This window comes from Tianweitania sediminis (assembly GCF_017813335.1).
Lineage (GTDB): Bacteria > Pseudomonadota > Alphaproteobacteria > Rhizobiales > Rhizobiaceae > Tianweitania > Tianweitania sediminis.
Map to the genome: position 1 here is coordinate 36,789 of NZ_JAGIYY010000009.1, position 17,785 is coordinate 54,573.

15 protein-coding genes and 1 tRNA gene are annotated in these 17,785 nt (G+C 62.0%); 15 read left to right on the forward strand and 1 reads right to left on the reverse strand.

The genetic code is table 11. The features are described 5' to 3' along the window. Nucleotides 1-82: 82 nt before the first annotated feature. Nucleotides 83-1,750: a N,N-dimethylformamidase beta subunit family domain-containing protein gene (locus J5Y06_RS18965; RefSeq protein WP_209336770.1), complete on the forward strand. Its 1,668-nt coding sequence runs from the start codon at nucleotides 83-85 to the stop codon at nucleotides 1,748-1,750. A gap of 11 nt (nucleotides 1,751-1,761) precedes the next feature. Here J5Y06_RS18965 and J5Y06_RS18970 read toward each other — a convergent pair whose 3' ends face one another. Next, nucleotides 1,762-2,232: a MarR family winged helix-turn-helix transcriptional regulator gene (locus J5Y06_RS18970; protein ID WP_245248109.1), complete on the reverse strand. Its 471-nt coding sequence runs from the start codon at nucleotides 2,230-2,232 to the stop codon at nucleotides 1,762-1,764. Between the two features lie 80 nt (nucleotides 2,233-2,312). Here J5Y06_RS18970 and J5Y06_RS18975 point away from each other — a divergent pair, with 80 nt between their 5' ends. The 14 genes from J5Y06_RS18975 (at nucleotide 2,313) to J5Y06_RS19040 (ending at nucleotide 17,771) form a co-directional block, all read left to right on the forward strand. Continuing rightward, nucleotides 2,313-4,091 carry an N-acetylglutaminylglutamine amidotransferase gene (locus J5Y06_RS18975; protein ID WP_209336771.1) on the forward strand — a complete coding sequence of 593 codons (1,779 nt, stop codon included), beginning with the start codon at nucleotides 2,313-2,315 and terminating at the stop codon, nucleotides 4,089-4,091. A 13-nt stretch (nucleotides 4,092-4,104) separates the two neighbouring features. Further along, nucleotides 4,105-5,904 (forward strand): N-acetylglutaminylglutamine synthetase, encoded by a 1,800-nt coding sequence (ngg, locus tag J5Y06_RS18980; RefSeq protein ID WP_209336772.1) that lies wholly within the window; start codon nucleotides 4,105-4,107, stop codon nucleotides 5,902-5,904. Next, nucleotides 5,901-7,004 (forward strand): osmoprotectant NAGGN system M42 family peptidase, encoded by a 1,104-nt coding sequence (locus tag J5Y06_RS18985; protein ID WP_209336773.1) that lies wholly within the window; start codon nucleotides 5,901-5,903, stop codon nucleotides 7,002-7,004. Before ngg ends, J5Y06_RS18985 begins: the two co-directional genes overlap by 4 nt. A gap of 407 nt (nucleotides 7,005-7,411) precedes the next feature. Then, nucleotides 7,412-8,392: a TAXI family TRAP transporter solute-binding subunit gene (locus tag J5Y06_RS18990; RefSeq protein WP_209336774.1), complete on the forward strand. Its 981-nt coding sequence runs from the start codon at nucleotides 7,412-7,414 to the stop codon at nucleotides 8,390-8,392. Continuing rightward, a complete protein-coding gene (locus J5Y06_RS18995; protein ID WP_209336775.1) occupies nucleotides 8,389-8,874 on the forward strand; it encodes a DUF1850 domain-containing protein in 486 nt (161 codons plus the stop codon). The genes J5Y06_RS18990 and J5Y06_RS18995 overlap by 4 nt, the downstream gene beginning before the upstream one ends. After that, nucleotides 8,871-11,108 carry a TRAP transporter permease gene (locus J5Y06_RS19000; protein ID WP_209336776.1) on the forward strand — a complete coding sequence of 746 codons (2,238 nt, stop codon included), beginning with the start codon at nucleotides 8,871-8,873 and terminating at the stop codon, nucleotides 11,106-11,108. Before J5Y06_RS18995 ends, J5Y06_RS19000 begins: the two co-directional genes overlap by 4 nt. 227 nt (nucleotides 11,109-11,335) lie before the next feature. Beyond that, nucleotides 11,336-11,425: transfer RNA gene (locus J5Y06_RS19005), tRNA-Ser, on the forward strand. 262 nt (nucleotides 11,426-11,687) lie between these two features. Then, the gene (locus J5Y06_RS19010; protein WP_245248110.1) at nucleotides 11,688-12,665 is read left to right on the forward strand and encodes a glycosyltransferase family 2 protein; all 978 of its coding nucleotides are present in this window, start codon (nucleotides 11,688-11,690) and stop codon (nucleotides 12,663-12,665) included. Continuing rightward, complete coding sequence (locus J5Y06_RS19015) at nucleotides 12,662-13,072, forward strand: GtrA family protein (protein WP_209336778.1); 411 nt, start codon at nucleotides 12,662-12,664, stop codon at nucleotides 13,070-13,072. Before J5Y06_RS19010 ends, J5Y06_RS19015 begins: the two co-directional genes overlap by 4 nt. A 61-nt stretch (nucleotides 13,073-13,133) precedes the next feature. Beyond that, nucleotides 13,134-13,448 carry a hypothetical protein gene (locus J5Y06_RS19020; RefSeq protein ID WP_209336779.1) on the forward strand — a complete coding sequence of 105 codons (315 nt, stop codon included), beginning with the start codon at nucleotides 13,134-13,136 and terminating at the stop codon, nucleotides 13,446-13,448. Between the two features lie 71 nt (nucleotides 13,449-13,519). Continuing rightward, the gene (locus J5Y06_RS19025; RefSeq protein ID WP_209336780.1) at nucleotides 13,520-13,864 is read left to right on the forward strand and encodes a RidA family protein; all 345 of its coding nucleotides are present in this window, start codon (nucleotides 13,520-13,522) and stop codon (nucleotides 13,862-13,864) included. A gap of 225 nt (nucleotides 13,865-14,089) precedes the next feature. Further along, the gene (locus J5Y06_RS19030; RefSeq protein WP_209336781.1) at nucleotides 14,090-14,800 is read left to right on the forward strand and encodes a nitroreductase; all 711 of its coding nucleotides are present in this window, start codon (nucleotides 14,090-14,092) and stop codon (nucleotides 14,798-14,800) included. Nucleotides 14,801-14,994: 194 nt separating this feature from the next. Beyond that, a complete protein-coding gene (locus J5Y06_RS19035; protein ID WP_209336782.1) occupies nucleotides 14,995-16,434 on the forward strand; it encodes a UbiA family prenyltransferase in 1,440 nt (479 codons plus the stop codon). After that, a complete protein-coding gene (locus tag J5Y06_RS19040) occupies nucleotides 16,431-17,771 on the forward strand; it encodes an FAD-binding oxidoreductase (protein WP_209336783.1) in 1,341 nt (446 codons plus the stop codon). Before J5Y06_RS19035 ends, J5Y06_RS19040 begins: the two co-directional genes overlap by 4 nt. Nucleotides 17,772-17,785 lie beyond the last annotated feature (14 nt).

Below are 17,785 nucleotides of genomic sequence, written 5' to 3' on the forward strand. Positions count from 1 at the left end.
CTATCACTAACTCTGCGGTTGCTCTTGACACGTGCAGTGTCGCGGGATCCTTTTATGGCGAAAAGCGGAGCTGTCAGCGACCATGGCCAACGACCCATTCAAGTTCCCGGAAGTCGGTCCACACGCTATCCTGCCCCGCACAGTGCGCAAGGGTTATGCCGACGAGCATTTTCTGTCGGACTACCGGTTCCAGTTTCCTCGGGAAGATCGCGAACTGGCGGAGGTGTTTGTTTACACCGACCGGATGTCCTTTGATCCCGGCGAGACGGTGGAATTCCGGGGTTCCACAACGGCTGATACATGGTCGATCCAGATCTACCGCGACGGGTCCAAACCCGAGATGGTGCATGAAAGCTTCGATCTGCCGGGCAGCTTCACCAAGACATCCGAAACGGCGTATTCAGACGGATGCGACTGGCCCGTCCTGCATCGTTGGGAGATCCCGCCGACCTTGCGCTCCGGCTTTTATCGCGTTGTGTCCACCTGCCAGCGCGCCAATGGCGAGCGTTTCGTGCAGCATCACTTCGTTGTTGTGCGCCCGACCGCAGAAACACACCGCGGCCGCATCCTGTTCATGCTCGCTACCGGCACCTGGACGGCCTACAACGATTGGGGCGGTGCCAACCATTATTTCGGCACCTGGGGTCCTAACAAGAACGAGGGTTCGCCCATCCTGAGCCTCAAGCGTCCGTGGACGCGCGGCATGCTTTGGCTGCCGAAGGGCGCGGCGCGCATCATGACGGCACCGCTACCCGACATGAACGACGCGCCCCGCTTTCCGTCCAAGGAGTGGGGCTATTCCGGCGGCTGGGGGCAATACTACGCGGCGGCCGGCTGGGCGCAGTTCGACCGTCATTTTGCGGTTTGGGCCGAACGGGAAGGCTACGACTTCGACATCATCACGCAAACGGACCTGCATTATCGCCCCGAAATTCTCGATGATTACAGCTGCCTCGTAACTGTCGGGCATGACGAATACTGGTCCTACGACATGCGCAAAACGGTGGAAGGGTTTGTTGAGCGGGGCGGGGGCTTTTCGCGCTTCGGCGGCAACTTCCTTTGGCAGATCCGGCTGGAAGACAACGGCAGCGAGCAGCACTGCTGGAAGTTCAAGGCGCCCACAATGGACCCCGTGCGCGATGATCCGGAGCGCAAGCACCTTCTGACGGCATCCTGGGAAAGCGGCGGCGTCAACTGGCCGGGCGCTTCCACCGTCGGTGTGAACGGATGCCATGGGATGTATGCGAGCTGGGGCGGGTTTGCGCCGCGCGGCTCTCGCGGCTTCACCGTGTACCGGCCCGAACATTGGGCCTTCAAGGGTACGGATCTGCGCTACGCCGACATCTTCGGTGCGGAAGCCGGCATCTTCGGATATGAGGTCGATGGCCTCGACTACACCTTCCGGCAGGGGCTGCCTTACCCGGTCGAAGCACCGGGCGTTCCTGCCGACATCGACATCCTGGCGATGAGCCCCGCCGTGCTGTTCGAATACGAGCACGAGGGCGAGGGCGTGCGCTATTACGTGCGCGACAGCGACCTCAACGGCCTTGCCGAACTGGCCGCGGATGATTTCCCGACCGCGCGGCGCAAGTTCCAATATGGCTCGGGCATGGTGGTGGGCATGAAGCGGGGGCGTGGCGAAGTGCTCACTGCCGGCTCCTGCGAATGGATAATGGGCCTGACGCGCAGCGATCCCTTCACGGAGCAGATCACCCGCAACGCGCTTGACCGCTTTTCTGCCCCGCGTTGACCAATGGGCGCTCAGCGAGCGCTGAGAAGATCTGCCAACACGGCAATGCTTGAAACCAGCGCCTGGCGTTCGGATGCCGGCAGCTCGGAAAAGCGGCGCGCGAAATCGTTGCCGAAGACATGCGGCGCGCTCGACATCATCTGCTGCCCTTTGGCGGTGAGCTTCGTGTACACGATGCGGCGGTCGGCGCCGGATCGATAGCGCTCGACGATGGCGCGCTGTTCCAGATTGTCGAGGACGGTCACCACCGTTGCGGAGCTTAGATCCGCATGGTCCGCCAGCGACTTGGTTGTGACCTCGCCCAGCTCCGCCACCGCCATCAAGATCACAAGCTGCGGACCCGTGAGCCCGTTCGTGCGCGCCAATGCGCGCGACTGCAGGTCGCTGGCGCGCGCGATGCGGCGGATCGACTTCAGCAGGTTCCGGGTTTCAGCGGGCGACATACCCGCTTCGGCGGGTAAAGAGAAAATTTCTGTATCCATCAGGGTTCAAATCATTTGATGTCTTACTATGTAGTCACTCACCGACTTTCAGCAACCGACAGCAAGGAATTGAACCGCCCATGTGCGGCATATGTGGTGAGATACGATTCGACAGCGGCGCTCCGTCCGTTGCAGCCATTTCGAAGATGATGGAAACGCTGGCTCCGCGTGGGCCAGACGGTTCCGGCGTGGTTGTCCATGGCAATGCCGGTTTCGGACACCAGCGCCTGCGCATCATCGACCTTTCGGAAAAAGCGCAGCAGCCGATGGTGGATCCGCAGCTCGGACTGACCATCGCCTTCAACGGTTGCATCTACAATTACGAAGAGCTTCGCTCGGAGTTGGAAGGGAAGGGCTACACGTTTTTTTCCCACGGCGACACGGAGGTGATCCTCAAGGCCTGGCACTGCTGGGGCGAGCGCTGTGTGGAGCGATTCCACGGCATGTTCGCCTTTGTGATCCAGGAACGTGACAGCGGCCGCATCGCCATGGCGCGGGACCGCTTCGGCATCAAGCCACTTTACCTGGCGGAGAACGGCAAGACGCTTCGCTTTGCTTCCTCGCTGCCGGCCCTTGTGAAAGCCGGCGGGGTCGACACCAGCATCGATCGCGTGGCCCTGCACCACTACATGACGTTCCACGCGGTGGTGCCGCCGCCGCGCACGATCCTGAATGGCGTACGCAAGCTGCCGCCGGCCACGCTGCGGGTGATCCATCCGGACGGTGAAACCGTGGATCGCCGCTACTGGGATCCACCGTACCAGCGCGATCCTGCCGATCGCGGGGTGTCGAGCGAGGAATGGCGGGACCGTGTCCTCCAAGCGCTGCGGCTCGCCGTGAAGCGGCGCATGGTGGCCGACGTGCCAGTGGGTGTCCTGCTGTCCGGCGGCGTCGATTCCAGCATGATCGTCGCGCTTCTGGCCGAGGCCGGCCAAACCGGGCTGATGAGCTTTTCCGTCGGCTTCGAGGAAGCCAATGGCGAGAAGGGCGACGAGTTCGTTTATTCCGACCTGATCGCGCGCGAGTTCGGCACGGACCACCACAAGATCTTTGTTCAGTCGGACCGTCTGATGGACGCGCTGCCCGGCACCTTTGCCGCCATGTCCGAACCGATGGTGTCCTACGACAATGTCGGCTTCTACCTTCTGTCGCAGGAGGTGTCCAAGCACATCAAGGTGGTGCAGTCGGGCCAAGGCGCGGACGAAGTGTTCGGCGGCTATCACTGGTATCCCCCGCTTGCCCGGTCAACCGACGTCGTCGGCGACTATGCTTCGGTGTTTTTCGACCGCTCCCATGAAGTCCTGAAGCGGCAGCTGGGTGCGGACTGGATCAACGGTGAAGACCACAGCCGAGCGCTGGTGGAAGCGGAACTCACCCGCGGCGGGGCAGAAACGCCCGTGGACCGCGCGCTTCGGCTCGACACCAACGTCATGCTGGTGGATGACCCCGTGAAGCGGGTCGACAACATGACCATGGCCTGGGGACTGGAAGCGCGCGTGCCATTCCTCGACCACGAGCTGGTGGAACTCGCGGCCCGCATTCCGCCTGAGGAAAAGCTCAAGGACGACGGCAAGGGCGTTCTCAAGGCGGCGGCGCGGCAGATCGTGCCGCACGAGGTGATCGACCGCAAGAAGGGCTATTTCCCCGTTCCGCAGCTGAAATATGTCGACGGCGCTTATCTCGACATGGTGCGAAACGCCCTGACCTCGGATGCCGCGCGCCAGCGCGGCCTGTTCCGGCAGGAATACCTGGACGACCTTTTTGCGCGACCAACCGAACATATCACGCCGCTGCAGGGTTCGGAGCTTTGGCAGGTGGGGCTGCTTGAGATGTGGCTCCAAACCCATGCCATCGGTTGAGGAGGCTTGAGCGATGGCCAAGAGGAGCAGCGCCGGGCGCAGCGAACGGGCGCTCGACCATCGGCTGAAACGGCTGCGCGGTTATTCCATGAACCCCATGCCGGAGGGCTATCCGGAGCAGGGGCAGCCGTCGCGCGGCTCGGTGGTGCTGGATTGCGGCTGGGGGCGCCTGATCTTCGCGCAGACCTTTGGGTCCAACGAGGAAATCGTTGATGCGCTGCGGCAGGAACAGCCTGGGCAGCGCGACATCGCCTTTTATGTTCGCGACCCGCATGTGTTGTTGACGCTGGCGCCGCAGGAAACCTTTCTGGATCCCTCCCACACCTATCGCCTCGACCTTCCGACCTATCGCGTCGGGCGCCGCCGGCCGAACGGCTTCTTTGTTCGCCGCCTCAGCTCGGAAGCGGATGCAAAGGCGGTGAACGCCATCTATGCGTCCCGCGGCATGGTGCCGGTGTCGCCCGACTTCTTCTGGGCCAATCGCGACAGCCGTTCGCTCACCTACCTCGTTGCGGAGGAAGAAGGCACTGGCGACATCATCGGCACGGTGACCGGCGTGGATCATGGAAAGCTGTTCGGAGATCCCGAGCAGGGTTCCTCGCTGTGGTGTTTGGCGGTGGACACGCATTCGCGCCATCCGGGCATCGGCGAAATGCTTGTTCGCCGTTTGGCTGAACACATGCAGGCGCGCGGTGCGGCGCATCTCGACCTTTCGGTGCTGCATGACAACAGCGGCGCGATAGGGCTTTACGAGAAGCTCGGCTTCCGCCGCATCCATGCTTTCGCCGTGAAGCGCAAGAACCCGATCAACGAGAAGCTGTTTGCCGCGCCGTTAGCCGAGTACGACGCGCTCAACCCCTATGCCCGCATCATCGTGGACGAAGCGCGGCGGCGCGGCGTGCGCGCGGAAATCACCGACGCAGCTGCCGGGTTTTTCCGGTTGTCCTATGGTGGCCGCACCATTCATTGCCGCGAAAGCCTGTCGGAGCTGACCTCCGGCGTTGCAGTTTCAATCTGCGACGACAAGGCCGTGACGCGGCGGATCATTTCTGCGGCCGGTCTCAAGGTGCCGGAGCAGATCCTTGCCGACGATGAGGAGGCCGTGGCGCGATTCCTCCAAACGCAGGGATCCGTTGTGGTTAAACCAGCCCGCGGCGAACAGGGGCGGGGCGTGTCCGTTGGCTTGCGCACGATGGACGATGTGCAGCGCGCAGTGGCGGAAGCGCGGGAGATCAGCGAGCGCGTTCTCGTGGAAGACTGTTTCGAAGGGCAGGATTTGCGGCTGCTCGTGATCGACCACCATGTTGTTGCGGCCGCGATCCGTCGACCGCCTAGCGTGATCGGGGACGGTCAAAAGACCCTGCAAGCTCTGATCGAGCAGCAATCGGGCCGTCGCGCCGCTGCCACGGGCGGCGAAAGCAGGATCCCGATCGATGATGAAACGCGCCGCTGCCTTGCCGCAGCCGGCATGGACCTCGAAACCGTGCCTGCTGCTGGCCAGGAGGTGCTTGTTCGCAAGACCGCCAACCTGCACACGGGCGGATCGATCCATGACGTGACGGACAGCGTTCACCCACAGCTTGTGGAAGCCGCCTGCCGCGCATCGCGCGCCATCAATATTCCCGTGACGGGCATCGACTTCATGGTGAAATCTCCGTCTGAGCCGGATTACGTTTTCATCGAAGCCAACGAACGTCCGGGACTTGCCAACCACGAGCCGCAGCCAACGGCCGAGCGCTTCGTGGATCTTTTGTTCCCGCAATCAAGGGCGCGGCAGTTCCCCAAGACTGTTGCCAGGACCGAAACAGCTTGAAACAGCCAAGGATCAATCCCGATTACCTCGTGGCACAGTTGAAGGCGCTTTTAGCCATCGACAGTCCAATGGGCTACACCGACAAGGCCGTACGCTATGTCAGCCGCGAGCTGGAGCGACTTGGGCTGACGCCCGAGCTCACGCGGCGCGGGGCGATCCGCGCCATCAGCCAGGGCGGAAAACGGCAGGGCGCCCGCGCGATCGTTGCCCATGTCGACACGCTTGGCGCGCAGGTGAAGGCGATCCGGCCTAATGGACGGCTTGCGCTGGTTCCAATCGGGCATTGGTCAGCGCGCTTCGCCGAAGGCGCGCGCGTGACGATCTATGGCTACGAAACGATGCTGCGGGGGACGATCCTGCCGCTCAAGGCGTCGGGCCACACCTTCAACGACGAAGTGGACAAGCAGCCAACCGGCTGGGACTTCGTGGAATTGCGCATCGACGCAGCGACTTCGAGCAAAGAGGAGACCGAAGCGCTGGGCGTTGCAGTTGGCGACATTGTTGCCGTCGACCCGCAGCCGGATTTCAGCAAAACCGGCTTCATCAACTCGCGCCATCTCGACGACAAAGCCGGCGTGGCAATCATCCTTGCCACGATCGAAGCGTTTGAGCGCGCAGGCATGGTCGCCCCTGTGGACATCCACTGGCTGTTCACCATCGCTGAGGAAGTCGGCGTCGGCGCGTCTTCCGTGATCATGCCGGATGTGGCGTCGCTTGTTGCCGTGGACAACGGCACGACGGCACCGCTGCAGAACTCCGCCGAAACCGGAGTGACGATCTGCATGGCAGACCAGTCTGGCCCGTTCGACTACCATCTGACGCGCCAGTTGATCGAGCTGTGCCAGGCGAATGGCATCGATCACCAGCGGGACGTGTTTCGCTATTACCGGTCCGACTCGGCGTCCGCGCTGGAAGCGGGGCACGACATCCGCACGGCGCTGGTGACCTTCGGCGTAGATGCTTCGCATGGCTACGAGCGCATCCATCTCGATGCGCTGACCTCGGTTGGCGAGCTCTTGCTGAACTATGTCGCCAGTCCGATCCAGATTGCGCGCGACGTGGAAGAGTTTTCGGATCTCCGCTCCTTCCCGCAGCAGTGAACTTGATGCTGCGCCAGTCAGGCGTGGTCCAGGTGGAAGATGCCAAGCAGAATAAAGAGCCCGATAAACAAGGTTCGGGGACGATCAGGACCGCAGCGTCGCGGCCTTTGGCGACGAGGCGGCGCCTTCATGCCCTCCGCGACGATGCCGACCAGCAAAGCCCAGCGCGATGCTTCGACGCAGCGAACGCCACCGCCGCCGGCACGATGCCTGTGGAGTCCAGCGCGGCCAACACACGAAAGGCGACCACAGAGCAAAGGCGCCAGCAGGGCGACACGCACTGGCTTGGAAAGGAAGAATGTTCTTAGCCGCCTTCTGCCAAGCGGAGTCGGGTTGACAGCGAGCCCATGCGCCCGCAGGAGGGCATGACATCTTCTGATGTTATCACCGCATAATGGAGTTTGCCTATGTTGATCACTCGTCGCTCATTCCTGGCTGCTGCCTCTTCCGCTGCTTTGATTGCTGCGTCCGGCGGCTATTCCTTTGCTCAGTCGCGCGCCTTTTTCGGCATCGCGACCGGCGGCACGGGCGGCACCTATTATCCGCTCGGCGGCATGCTGGCCCAGCTGATCTCCAATACGGCGGAATTGCCGGACACCAAGCTTTCGGCAACGGCTGAAACGGGCAACGCATCGGTGGCAAACGCGCAGCTGCTCGGCCGCTCGGAAATCGAGTCCGCCTTTATCGCCGCGGACATCCTCGACGCTGCCTACAAGGGCATCAACCAGTTTTCGGACGGCAAGGTCGAAAACATCCGCGCCATCGGTGCGCTTTATCCAGAAACTGTGCAGCTCGTGGTTCGCGCCGACAGCGGCATCGAGAAGTTCGAAGACCTCAAGGGCAAGTCGATCTCTTCCGGTTCGCCGGGCTCGGGCCAGTGGCAGCTGCTCGGCGACCTTCTTGCCGCTCACGGCATGAAGCGCGAAGACGTGACGGAAGACTATTCGTCGTTCGCCCAGTCGGTGGAAAAGATCAAGGACGGCAACCTGCATGCGTCGCTGATCACGGCCGGCCTGCCGACCTCCTCCGTGACCGACCTCGCCAACGGCCATGCCATCCGCGTCGTGCCGCTGTCTGGTCCCAGCATCGCCAAGCTTCAGGAAGCACAGCCCTACTACGCCAACGCTGTGATCCCGGCCGGCAGCTATGAAGGCGTCGACCAGGATGTCGAAACGCTGGCGGTTCGCGCCATCTGGGCGACACACGCCGAAGTGCCGGACGAGATCATCTATGCCGTGACCAAGGCGCTCTACGAGAACACGGAAACGCTTGGCCAGGTGCATCCGATGGGCAAGCAGATCTCGGCTGACAAGGCTCTGGAAAGCGTGTCCGTCCCGGTCCATCCCGGCGCCCAGAAGTACTACGACGAAAAAGGCATTTCGAAGTGAGATGGCGCGGCAGCCTTCTGGCTGCCTTGGGGCTGGCGGCAAGTGCCGGCCCTCTTCTTCCCTTTCCGGCGCATGCGGCGGCACTGCTTTGCTTGACGCCTTCGCGTGAGCAGGGCGAGGTCGTCCGCGTGGCCACCGGACCCGACGGTGGGTTCTCCTTGTCCTTTATCCATTCCGTTTCCCAAACGCCCGTGACCGACATTTACCGGATCCACGGCAACGAGATCATCCAGACCGCGGAAGTGTTCCAGGCGCATGGCGCCGGACTTCCTTCGTTTCCCGATGATGTCGGCGTGACTGGCTGGCGCCGCGAAGGCGATCACTTCGTGGTGGAAATGCATCGTGTGTTGGGCCCGATCCACTTGCGCGTGCAGCCCGCCTACCGCAACACACTGCACACGCCCGACATCACTCTTCCTCTTGAGAAGCTTGGCGCCCCTGCGCTGATCCTCGCCCCCTGTTCTGCGGAGACCAACCCGTGATTGCCGACCGAACGCCTGCCGCGCCCGAAGATCGCGAATTGACCGCGGATGAACTGGAAGCCCTCGTTCGGGAATACGACTCCGAATCCAATTTCCGCAGGCTAGCCGGCGCCACCGCGCTTCTGGTCACCGTCGCTTCCGTGATCCTTTCGATCTTCCACGTTTATACGGCAGGCTACGGCCTCTTCAACGAAGTCAGCCATCGCACCATCCACCTCGCCTTTGTGATCGGGTTGATCTTCCTGGTGTTTCCGCGCAAGCGCGCGCAACCGACCCGTCGGCTTTGGGTCGACTCGCTGCTGTTCGCCGGCTTCTACCTTTACCTTCTTTACCAACTGGCGCTTTCGCTACCGGCGTCGGGCACCAAGACCGCGTTCGTGGCAGCTATGGTAGTTCTCGTGCTGTTGACGCTGCCGGTGAACCGCCCGGGCGCCGAGCCGGGCAGGGTAGCCCTTCGCGACTGGATCTTTGCCGCGCTGGGGGCGGGATTTTCAGCCTACCTGGTGTTCTTCTTTGAAGATGTCTTCATCATCAATGTCGGGAGCCCTTCGCCGCAGGTTTACATGATGGGCCTGATCGCCGTGATCATGACCATGGAAGCCACGCGCCGGACTATGGGCTCGACGCTCGCCTACATTGGCGCGGCCTGCCTGATCTATGCGCTGCTCGGACCCTACCTGCCGGGCATCCTCGCGCACCGCGGCTACAGCATCACCCGCATCATCAACCATCTTTATGTTGGAACCGAAGGCATCTACGGCGTCGCCGTCGGCGTGGTCGCGACCTACGTGTTCCACTTCGTCTTGTTCGGCATCCTCGCGCAGATGAGCGGCCTCGGGCAGCTCTTCATCGACCTGGCCACCATTGTTGCCGGGCGCGCCTCCGGCGGCTCCGCCAAGGTGTCGGTCGTGTCGTCCGGCTTCTTCGGCATGATCTCCGGTTCGCCGATCGCCAACACGGTGACCACTGGCGCGTTTACCATCCCCTTGATGAAGAAAAGCGGCTTTTCCAGCCGTTTCGCCGGCGCGGTGGAAGCCTCCTCCTCATGTGGAGGGCAGGTCACGCCGCCGGTGATGGGAGCGTCAGCCTTCGTGATGACGGAAATGCTTGGCGTGCCCTACAACGAGATCATCCTGATCGCCATCGTTCCGGCCGCCTTCCATTATCTCGCGATCCTCCTGATGGTGCATCTTGAAGCCAAGCGCCTTGGCCTCGAAGGGATGCCGAGCGACCGCATCCCGCAGTTTCGCGCCGTGCTTGCCCGTTCCTGGCACCTGTTCATTCCGCTCGGCGTCATGGTGGCGCTTCTCTTGATGCAATACACGCCCTTCCTGGCGGCGTTTTGGGGCATCATCCTGACCATCGTCTTTTCCTATGTGCCGCTGATCATGCGAGCGTTCGGCAACACCAGCATGGACACGTCCACCGTTTTGACGCCGCCGCGGCTCGTCCAAGGTTTCGAGGACGGTGCGAAGTTTGCACTGGCCATTGGTGCGGCCTGTGCTTGCGTCGGCTTCCTTCTGGGCATGACCACGCTGACCGGCCTCGGCTTCAAGTTCTCGGCTGCAGTGGTAGAACTGGCGCATGATACGGCAGGGGTGATTTCCAGCCTCGACTTCACCGGGCTCTTGTCGGAGCAGGGGGTCGCGCTGTTCTGCGCGCTGGTGTTTATCGCGATTGCCTGCATTCTGATGGGCGCGGGCATTCCCACGACGCCGACCTACATCATCCTGGCGTCAATTGCGGCTCCGGCCCTGCTCGAGTTCGACATCCCGCTGATCGCCACGCATTTCTTCGTGTTCTATTTCGGCGTTCTGGCGGATGTCACGCCGCCTGTTGCCCTGGCCGCCTATGCCGCCGCGGGACTGGCACGGTCGGATCCGATGAGCACGGGCATGACGGCCTTCCGCTTGTCCATGGGCAAGGCGCTGGTGCCGTTCATGTTCATCTACGCGCCGAGCCTTCTTTTCGTGAACTTCTCCTTGTCCGAGTTCATCGTGGCGATTCTATCGGGGTGCCTGGGTATTCTTGCCCTGTCCGCCGCCTATATCGGCTGGTTCCGCCGGCCGCTGGTCTGGTGGGAAAAGATCGCACTGACAATTGCCGGCCTGCTTCTGATTTCCACGAGCTGGGTTGCGATTGCAGCTGGGGTGGTGACTGTGGCGTTCGTTCTGTTGCGGAAGAAAGCAGAGGCAGCGGCCTTGCCGCTGGCCGTCTCACGTCCGGAAGGTTGAAGATCGGCCAGCTTGGCGACTTCACCTGATGGTGGAGCGCCGGGTTGTAAGTGCTTGAAGCCGTCGACAGGCGCTGCTTGCCTCTCGTTCCGCCTCGCAAACCTGTTTGCCTGCTGGCTGCCTTGTCTTCTGACCCATGCTCCAGGGGGGTCATCGCCGGATAAGTGGAGAAAAGGGCGCCTTCTCCATTGATTGTAGCCGGCGTTTTCTTTATGCGGGCAATCGACGGAGAGGTGGCCGAGTGGTCGAAGGCGCGCCCCTGCTAAGGGCGTAGAGGTGAAAGCTTCTCGAGGGTTCGAATCCCTTCCTCTCCGCCACCAGCCGGTTTCAAGCATCATCGATGATCGGCCGCTCCAGCGTGCGCTCCGCGGGATGAACCTTTTCCGGGTACAGCGGATTAGCGGAACCCGAACTCTGCGATCCCTGCCGCTTCAGTCACGGCAAGAGTGAACGATCCGGTCCTTTTTGTTACGGCAATCTTCACCCGTCGGGTGCCAGATGCTAGGGAGAACCGGGCAGCGCAACCTTTGCAGCAGTCCGCATCGGCAACCTTGTTATCGGGGCAACGTGCAGCAGGCCTTGCTTCCAAGAGCGGTCGGAACCGAACCGCCAACCTTGTCCATCGTGGTGCCGTGCTTCAACGAGGACGATGCGCTCGGTCATTTCTGGACCACGATCGTGCCGTTTCTCGAAACGCTCCTCGTGCGCTGGGAAATTGTGTTCGTGAACGATGGAAGCTCCGACCGCACCCTGGCAAAGCTCCTGGAAATGCATCGCGCCGACCGCCGCGCCAAGGTGGTGGATCTCACCCGCAACTTCGGCAAGGAAGCGGCCATGACGGCCGGGCTCGACCATGCACGCGGCGACATGGTCGCGGTGATGGATGTCGACCTGCAGGATCCGCCGGAGCTTCTGGGCGAGATGGTTGATCTGTGGCGGCAGGGCTATGATGTCGTGGTGGCGCGGCGCGTGTCGCGCTTCGACGACACGGCCATCAAAAGGGTTTCGGCCGGACAGTTCTACCGCGTGTTCAACAGCATCAGCCCATCCAAGATCCCGGCGGACGTGGGCGACTTCCGCTTGATGGACAAACGCGTCGTGGCTGCGCTGCAGCAGCTGCCGGAGCGCGTCCGCTTTATGAAAGGGCTGTTTGCCTGGGTCGGCTTCCCGACCGCTACCGTGGACTACGAGCGACCGGTGCGGCAGGCCGGCACTACCAAGTTCAATTACTGGCGGTTGTGGAACTTCGCGCTCGACGGGATCACCTCGTTTTCCACGCTTCCGCTGCGAATCTGGAGCTATTTCGGCGTTTTCGTTGCGACCGTTTCCTTTATCTACGGCCTGATCATCATCGGGCAGACCCTGATCTTTGGCATTGAAGTGCCAGGCTACGCGTCGCAGCTGACCGTGATGCTGTTTCTGGGCGGCATGCAGTTGATGGGGCTCGGCATCATGGGCGAATATCTCGGGCGCATCTATTCCGAAACCAAGCACCGGCCCATCTACCTGACGGCAGCGCTGTACGGCTTCGCGCCAGAAAAGGATGCGCAGTCGTGAGCAACGCCTTGGCTTCGTCAAGCCTGCCGCGGCAGATGCTGGCCTTCGCTGCCGTGGGCCTTGCGGCAACGCTCACCCATTACTGCGTTGCGCTTCTGGCGGCGCAGTCTCTTCCCGTCACCTGGGCCAATCCGGTCGGCTTCATCGTCGCCTTTTTCGTATCGTATGGCGGACATGTGCATTTCACCTTCCAGGTCAAAGGCGAACACCGGCGGCACCGACAGCGCTTGCCGCGCTTTGCCGTGACAGCCGCAACAGGTTTTCTGATCGGGCAGGCTATTCTTCTTGTTCTCACCCGATTGACTGATGGGTCGGACTGGCTGGTGCTTGGGCTGGCGGTGGGCAGCGTTCCCGCCATCACCTTCCTTCTTTCCAGGCTTTGGGTGTTTCGCGACCTTCGCGTCTAATTCCTGGATCCTTGGGCCGTTTCGCTGGTTGGGTGACCAGTTGAAGATGGGAGCCATCCTCATGGGAACCAAAGTTACAGGCTGCCGCACCGTGATAATCGCGGGGCTGGCCTTGATCTCAACAGCGGCTGCAGCAGCACAGCGCCCTGATGTCACGCGGATGAGTTGTCAGCAGGCCCAGCGCCTCGTCGCGGAAGCCGGTGCGGTGGTCGCGACCACGGGCCCGAGGACCTACCAGCGCTTCGTCAGCGACAAGCGCTTCTGCGACGCCGGCGAAGACGAGTTGCACCCGGCCTATACCGACACCGCCGACAAACGATGTCTCGTAGGCTACACCTGCGAAAGCTGGAACCTTTATTTTCCTGACCGCGATTGATCGGAGAGCGGTATCGCAGGGGCGGTTGATTGGGTAAGGAGCCTTCTGTTGCATCAACGCAGGAGTTCTTCATGACCATTCGCCGCATCGAAGCCGGGCCTCGCATGAGCCAGGCGGTGATCTACAACAACACCGTTTACCTGGCGGGCCAGGTCGGCGCGCCGGGCGAAAGCGTAACGGCCCAGACTCAGGCGATCCTGCGCTCGATCGAGGCGCTTCTGAAGGACGCCGGCAGCGACAAGTCGAAGCTCCTTTCAGCCCAGATCTGGCTGGCCGACATGGCCGATTTCGCCGAGATGAACGCCGTTTGGGACGCATGGATCGGCGGCAAGGACGCACCGGCGCGCGCCACGGGCGAAGCCAAGCTTGCCACACCCGATTACAAGGTCGAGATCATCATCGTCGCTGCCGTTTAAGGCATTGCGAAGCGCGGCACAGGCCGCGCTTCCTGCCTGCCGGTGACCTTCTTTGCCCCGAGCAACGGCAGTCACCAGCCACTCAAGATTTCAGCTCTGTCACGAAAAGTGCGAGCAGAAGCAGTGCGATGAACAAGGTGCTTCATTGCCTGCTTTGGCCTTCTATGCGAAGCGAGCCTTTCAGCGCCACGAGGATCGGCAAGACGAATCGCGGGAGACAAGGCGATGCTTGCGCCCAATCTGCAGAATGATGATCGCTCCGAAACGGACCTGATCGACGAAGCAATTCGCTCGCGGCGCTCCGTGCGCGCTTTCCTGCCCAGACCCGTTGAACCGCACTTGATCCGGGAGATCCTGGAACTAGGCGCCCGCGCGCCGTCAGGAACCAACATGCAGCCGTGGAAGGCCTATGTGGTTCAAGGCAAGACAAAGGCTGCCATTGCCGACGCGATCGAGAATTCCGGCGTTCGGGCAGAAAAGATCAAGTGGGAAGAATATCGCTATTATCCAGACAAATTCTTCGAGCCCTACCTGACGCGGCGCAGAACCGTTGGCTTCGCGCTTTACAATGCGCTGGGCATCGAACGGCGGGAAGTGGAAAAGATGCGGGCACAGCATGACCGCAACTTCGTGTTTTTCGACGCTCCCGTTGGCATTCTCTTCACGATCGACCGTCGCCTGAACCAGGGTTCCTGGCTCGACCACGGCATGATGCTGCAGACCGTGATGATCGCCGCGCGGGCACGGGGCCTTCACACCTGCCCGCAGGCTGCTTTCGCTCCGTATCACGCCGCGATCCGACCGATTCTCGGAATTCCGGACGAGGAGATCCTCGTTTGCGGAATGGCCTTGGGCTATGAGGACGAAACGCGGCCGGAAAACAACTTCCGGACGGAGCGGGCGCCTTTGGAGGAATGGGTCACCTTCGTGGAGTGACCGGCGCGGCCGCTTCCCGCCACCTGGTACTCGATCAGATAAAATGCCGCTGAACGCGGTTACGGGCTGTTAAGCCTGCGAGCAACAACGCGCGGCCGGAGGTCGACTTTCGGCGCTGTCTTAACGCTCCGCCACCACTTTGCTGCTTAATGCTGATGCCTATCAAGCAAGCGAAGTCGCAGGGCAGGCTCAGGATGGATGTACGTTCCGATGTTTCCGCCATTCCGCTGGCAGTCGATCTAGACGGAACGCTGATCGCGACCGATCTACTTTGGGAGGGCTTGTTCCTTCTTTTGCGGAAGAACCCCCTTTACTTGTTCCTGGTGCCGTTCTGGGTTTTTGCCGGACCCGCCCGCTTGAAGCATGAGATTGCCAAGCGCGTCGAAATCGACCCCGCGTCTCTGCCCTACCGTCCGGAAGTGCTTGAGCGGATCGCACGCGAACAGGCAGCGGGTCGGCGCGTCGTTCTTGCGACAGGAACCCCCAAGAAGTTTGCCACTGCCATCGCAGAGCATCTCGGCCTTTTCGATGCCGTTCTGGCCACCGAGGGGCTGCACAACCTGACGTCCAAGAACAAGGTGGCAGCCCTGACCGCGACCTATGGGGACGGGGGCTTCGATTATATTGGCAACAGCCGCCACGACGTTGCGCTTTTTGACGCCGCGCGGCAGGCAATCGTGATTGCACCGGATCGCCACGCGTCGCGCTGGCAGCTTGCCCATGGTTGCGAGCTGATTGACACACCCAAACCAACCGCGAAGACCGTCCTGAAAATGCTGCGGGTGCATCAGTGGCTAAAGAACGGGCTGATCTTCGTGCCGCTGCTTCTGGCGCATGAATACCAGAACCCGCGCGCTGTGCTTGCCTGCGTGATCGCCTTCGTGTCGTTCAGCGCGGCTGCGTCGGCCATCTACATCATCAACGACTTTTTCGATCTCGCGCTCGACCGTCAGCATAGGACGAAACGGCATCGGCCGTTTGCAAGCGGCCTTCTGTCCATGCCGTTCGGCTTTGCCTGTTCCGGGCTCCTTCTGGTGATCAGCGTTGTCACGGCGGCCTTTCTGCCGCCCCTGTTCTGGCTGGTGATCGGCACGTATCTGGTGACCACCACGGCCTATACGTTTTCCATCAAGCGCATGCTGCTGATCGACGTCCTGACGCTGGCGGGCCTTTACACGATCAGGGTTTTGGCCGGACAGGCGGCCACGGACATCGAGCCGTCCTTCTGGCTCCTGGCGTTTTCCATCTTCTTCTTCTTGTCCCTGGCGCTGGTGAAGCGCTACGTCGAATTGCGGTCGACCGTTTCCGACGCCAAGCAGCGGATTGCCGGGCGCGGCTATCGCCCCGAGGACCAGGACGTAATTGCGCAGGCAGGAATGGGCGCTGCCTTTGCCGCCGTGGTGGTGATGGCGCTTTATATCGACAGCAGCGCGGTCAGCGAGCAGTACAACCATCCCTACGTCATGTGGCCGCTGGCGCCCATCGTGCTTTACATGATCATGCGCATCTGGATCCTGGCCCGTCGCGATGAGATGCATGACGATCCTGTGGTGTTCATCATCACCGACTGGCGCTCCCAGCTGATGGCGGCCCTTGGCCTGATCCTGATCCTGATCGCGGTTGTTTTGCCATGAGCGAGCGCTTGCGCAGCTTCGGGCTGCCTTCCGACCAACCGCGCAGCACCATCCTGCCACCACAGGCAGTGGCCCGCCTCAAGGGAGGGCAGGTCGCCAACGGAAGCCTGCTGGCCTTCGGCAATGGCCGTTCTTATGGAGACAGTTGCCTGAATGATCGTGGCACGCTGGTCGATATGCAGGCGGCAAACCGGATCCTCCGGTTTGACCCCGAAATTGGCCTGTTCCAAGCGGAAGCCGGCGTTCTCCTGAGCGACGTCATTGCGCATTGTGCCGGATCCGGGTGGTTCCCGCCTGTGGTGCCGGGTACACAGTTCGTCACTTTGGGCGGCGCGATCGCAAACGACATCCACGGCAAGAACCACCACGGCAGCGGCACATTCGGCTGCCACGTCGAGAGCTTCACGTTGTTGCGCTCGGACGGAGTGATCCGCGAATGCAGCGCGACAGCCAATGGCGAGCTCTTCAAGGCGACAATAGGCGGCATGGGGCTGACCGGCCTGATCCTTTCGGCCACGATCCGGCTGATGCGGGTGCGCTCGCTCGGTGTTGAGCAAACCGCCACGCGTTTTTCCGGTCTCGACCACTATTTCGATCTGGCTGCCGAAGCGGACCGCAATAACACTTATGCGGTGGCATGGATCGATCAGCTTGCGCGCGGCAAGCAGGCGGGACGTGGCGTGCTTCTTGCCGGAAACCATGCGAACGACGGTGATTTCGCAACCAGCGAACACGGCCGAACGCTCGGCGTGCCGGTGCAACCGCCATTCAGCGTCCTCAACCGGCCCTTCATCTCCGCCTTCAACGCGGCCTATGGCTGGATGCAGGCGCGCAAGACCCACTCCCGCGTGAGCTATCAGAGCTATTTCTTTCCGCTCGACGGCGTGCGCAACTGGAACCGCCTGTATGGTCCCCGCGGATTGCTCCAGCACCAGAGCGTGGTGCCGGAAGAGGCCGCGCGGGAGGCCGTCCCCGCTTTGCTCCAGGCAGGACGGGATGCCGCGCATGCGTCGTTCCTGACCGTGTTGAAGCGCTTCGGTCCGCGCAAGTCACCGGGCGTGCTGTCGTTTCCGCGCCCCGGCTACACGCTGACCCTGGACTTTCCAAACGCCGGAGCATCCACGCTCGCGCTGTTTGATCGGTTGGACGCCATCACGGTCGGCGCAGGTGGCGCGGTGAACCCTTACAAGGACGCGCGCATGAGCGCTGCGACGTTTGAGCGATCCTTTCCCCACTGGCGCCAACTGGAAGCAGAGCGTGATCCCGCCTTTCTGTCTGACTTCTGGCGGCGCACGGCGCTTGCGCTGGAGCCGGGGCAGTGGGCCGCGGCTGCCTGACGCTCAGAATCAGG

What these genes read in the sequence shown, in the direction of transcription:
- J5Y06_RS18965 (WP_209336770.1), top strand. Translation starts at nt 83, where the DNA reads ATGGCCAACGACCCATTCAAGTTCCCGGAAGTCGGTCCACACGCTATC.
- J5Y06_RS18970 (WP_245248109.1), bottom strand. Translation starts at nt 2,232, where the DNA reads ATGGATACAGAAATTTTCTCTTTACCCGCCGAAGCGGGTATGTCGCCC.
- J5Y06_RS18975 (WP_209336771.1), top strand. Translation starts at nt 2,313, where the DNA reads ATGTGCGGCATATGTGGTGAGATACGATTCGACAGCGGCGCTCCGTCC.
- ngg (WP_209336772.1), top strand. Translation starts at nt 4,105, where the DNA reads ATGGCCAAGAGGAGCAGCGCCGGGCGCAGCGAACGGGCGCTCGACCAT.
- J5Y06_RS18990 (WP_209336774.1), top strand. Translation starts at nt 7,412, where the DNA reads ATGTTGATCACTCGTCGCTCATTCCTGGCTGCTGCCTCTTCCGCTGCT.
- J5Y06_RS19020 (WP_209336779.1), top strand. Translation starts at nt 13,134, where the DNA reads ATGGGAACCAAAGTTACAGGCTGCCGCACCGTGATAATCGCGGGGCTG.
- J5Y06_RS19025 (WP_209336780.1), top strand. Translation starts at nt 13,520, where the DNA reads ATGACCATTCGCCGCATCGAAGCCGGGCCTCGCATGAGCCAGGCGGTG.
- J5Y06_RS19030 (WP_209336781.1), top strand. Translation starts at nt 14,090, where the DNA reads ATGCTTGCGCCCAATCTGCAGAATGATGATCGCTCCGAAACGGACCTG.
- J5Y06_RS19035 (WP_209336782.1), top strand. Translation starts at nt 14,995, where the DNA reads ATGGATGTACGTTCCGATGTTTCCGCCATTCCGCTGGCAGTCGATCTA.
- J5Y06_RS19040 (WP_209336783.1), top strand. Translation starts at nt 16,431, where the DNA reads ATGAGCGAGCGCTTGCGCAGCTTCGGGCTGCCTTCCGACCAACCGCGC.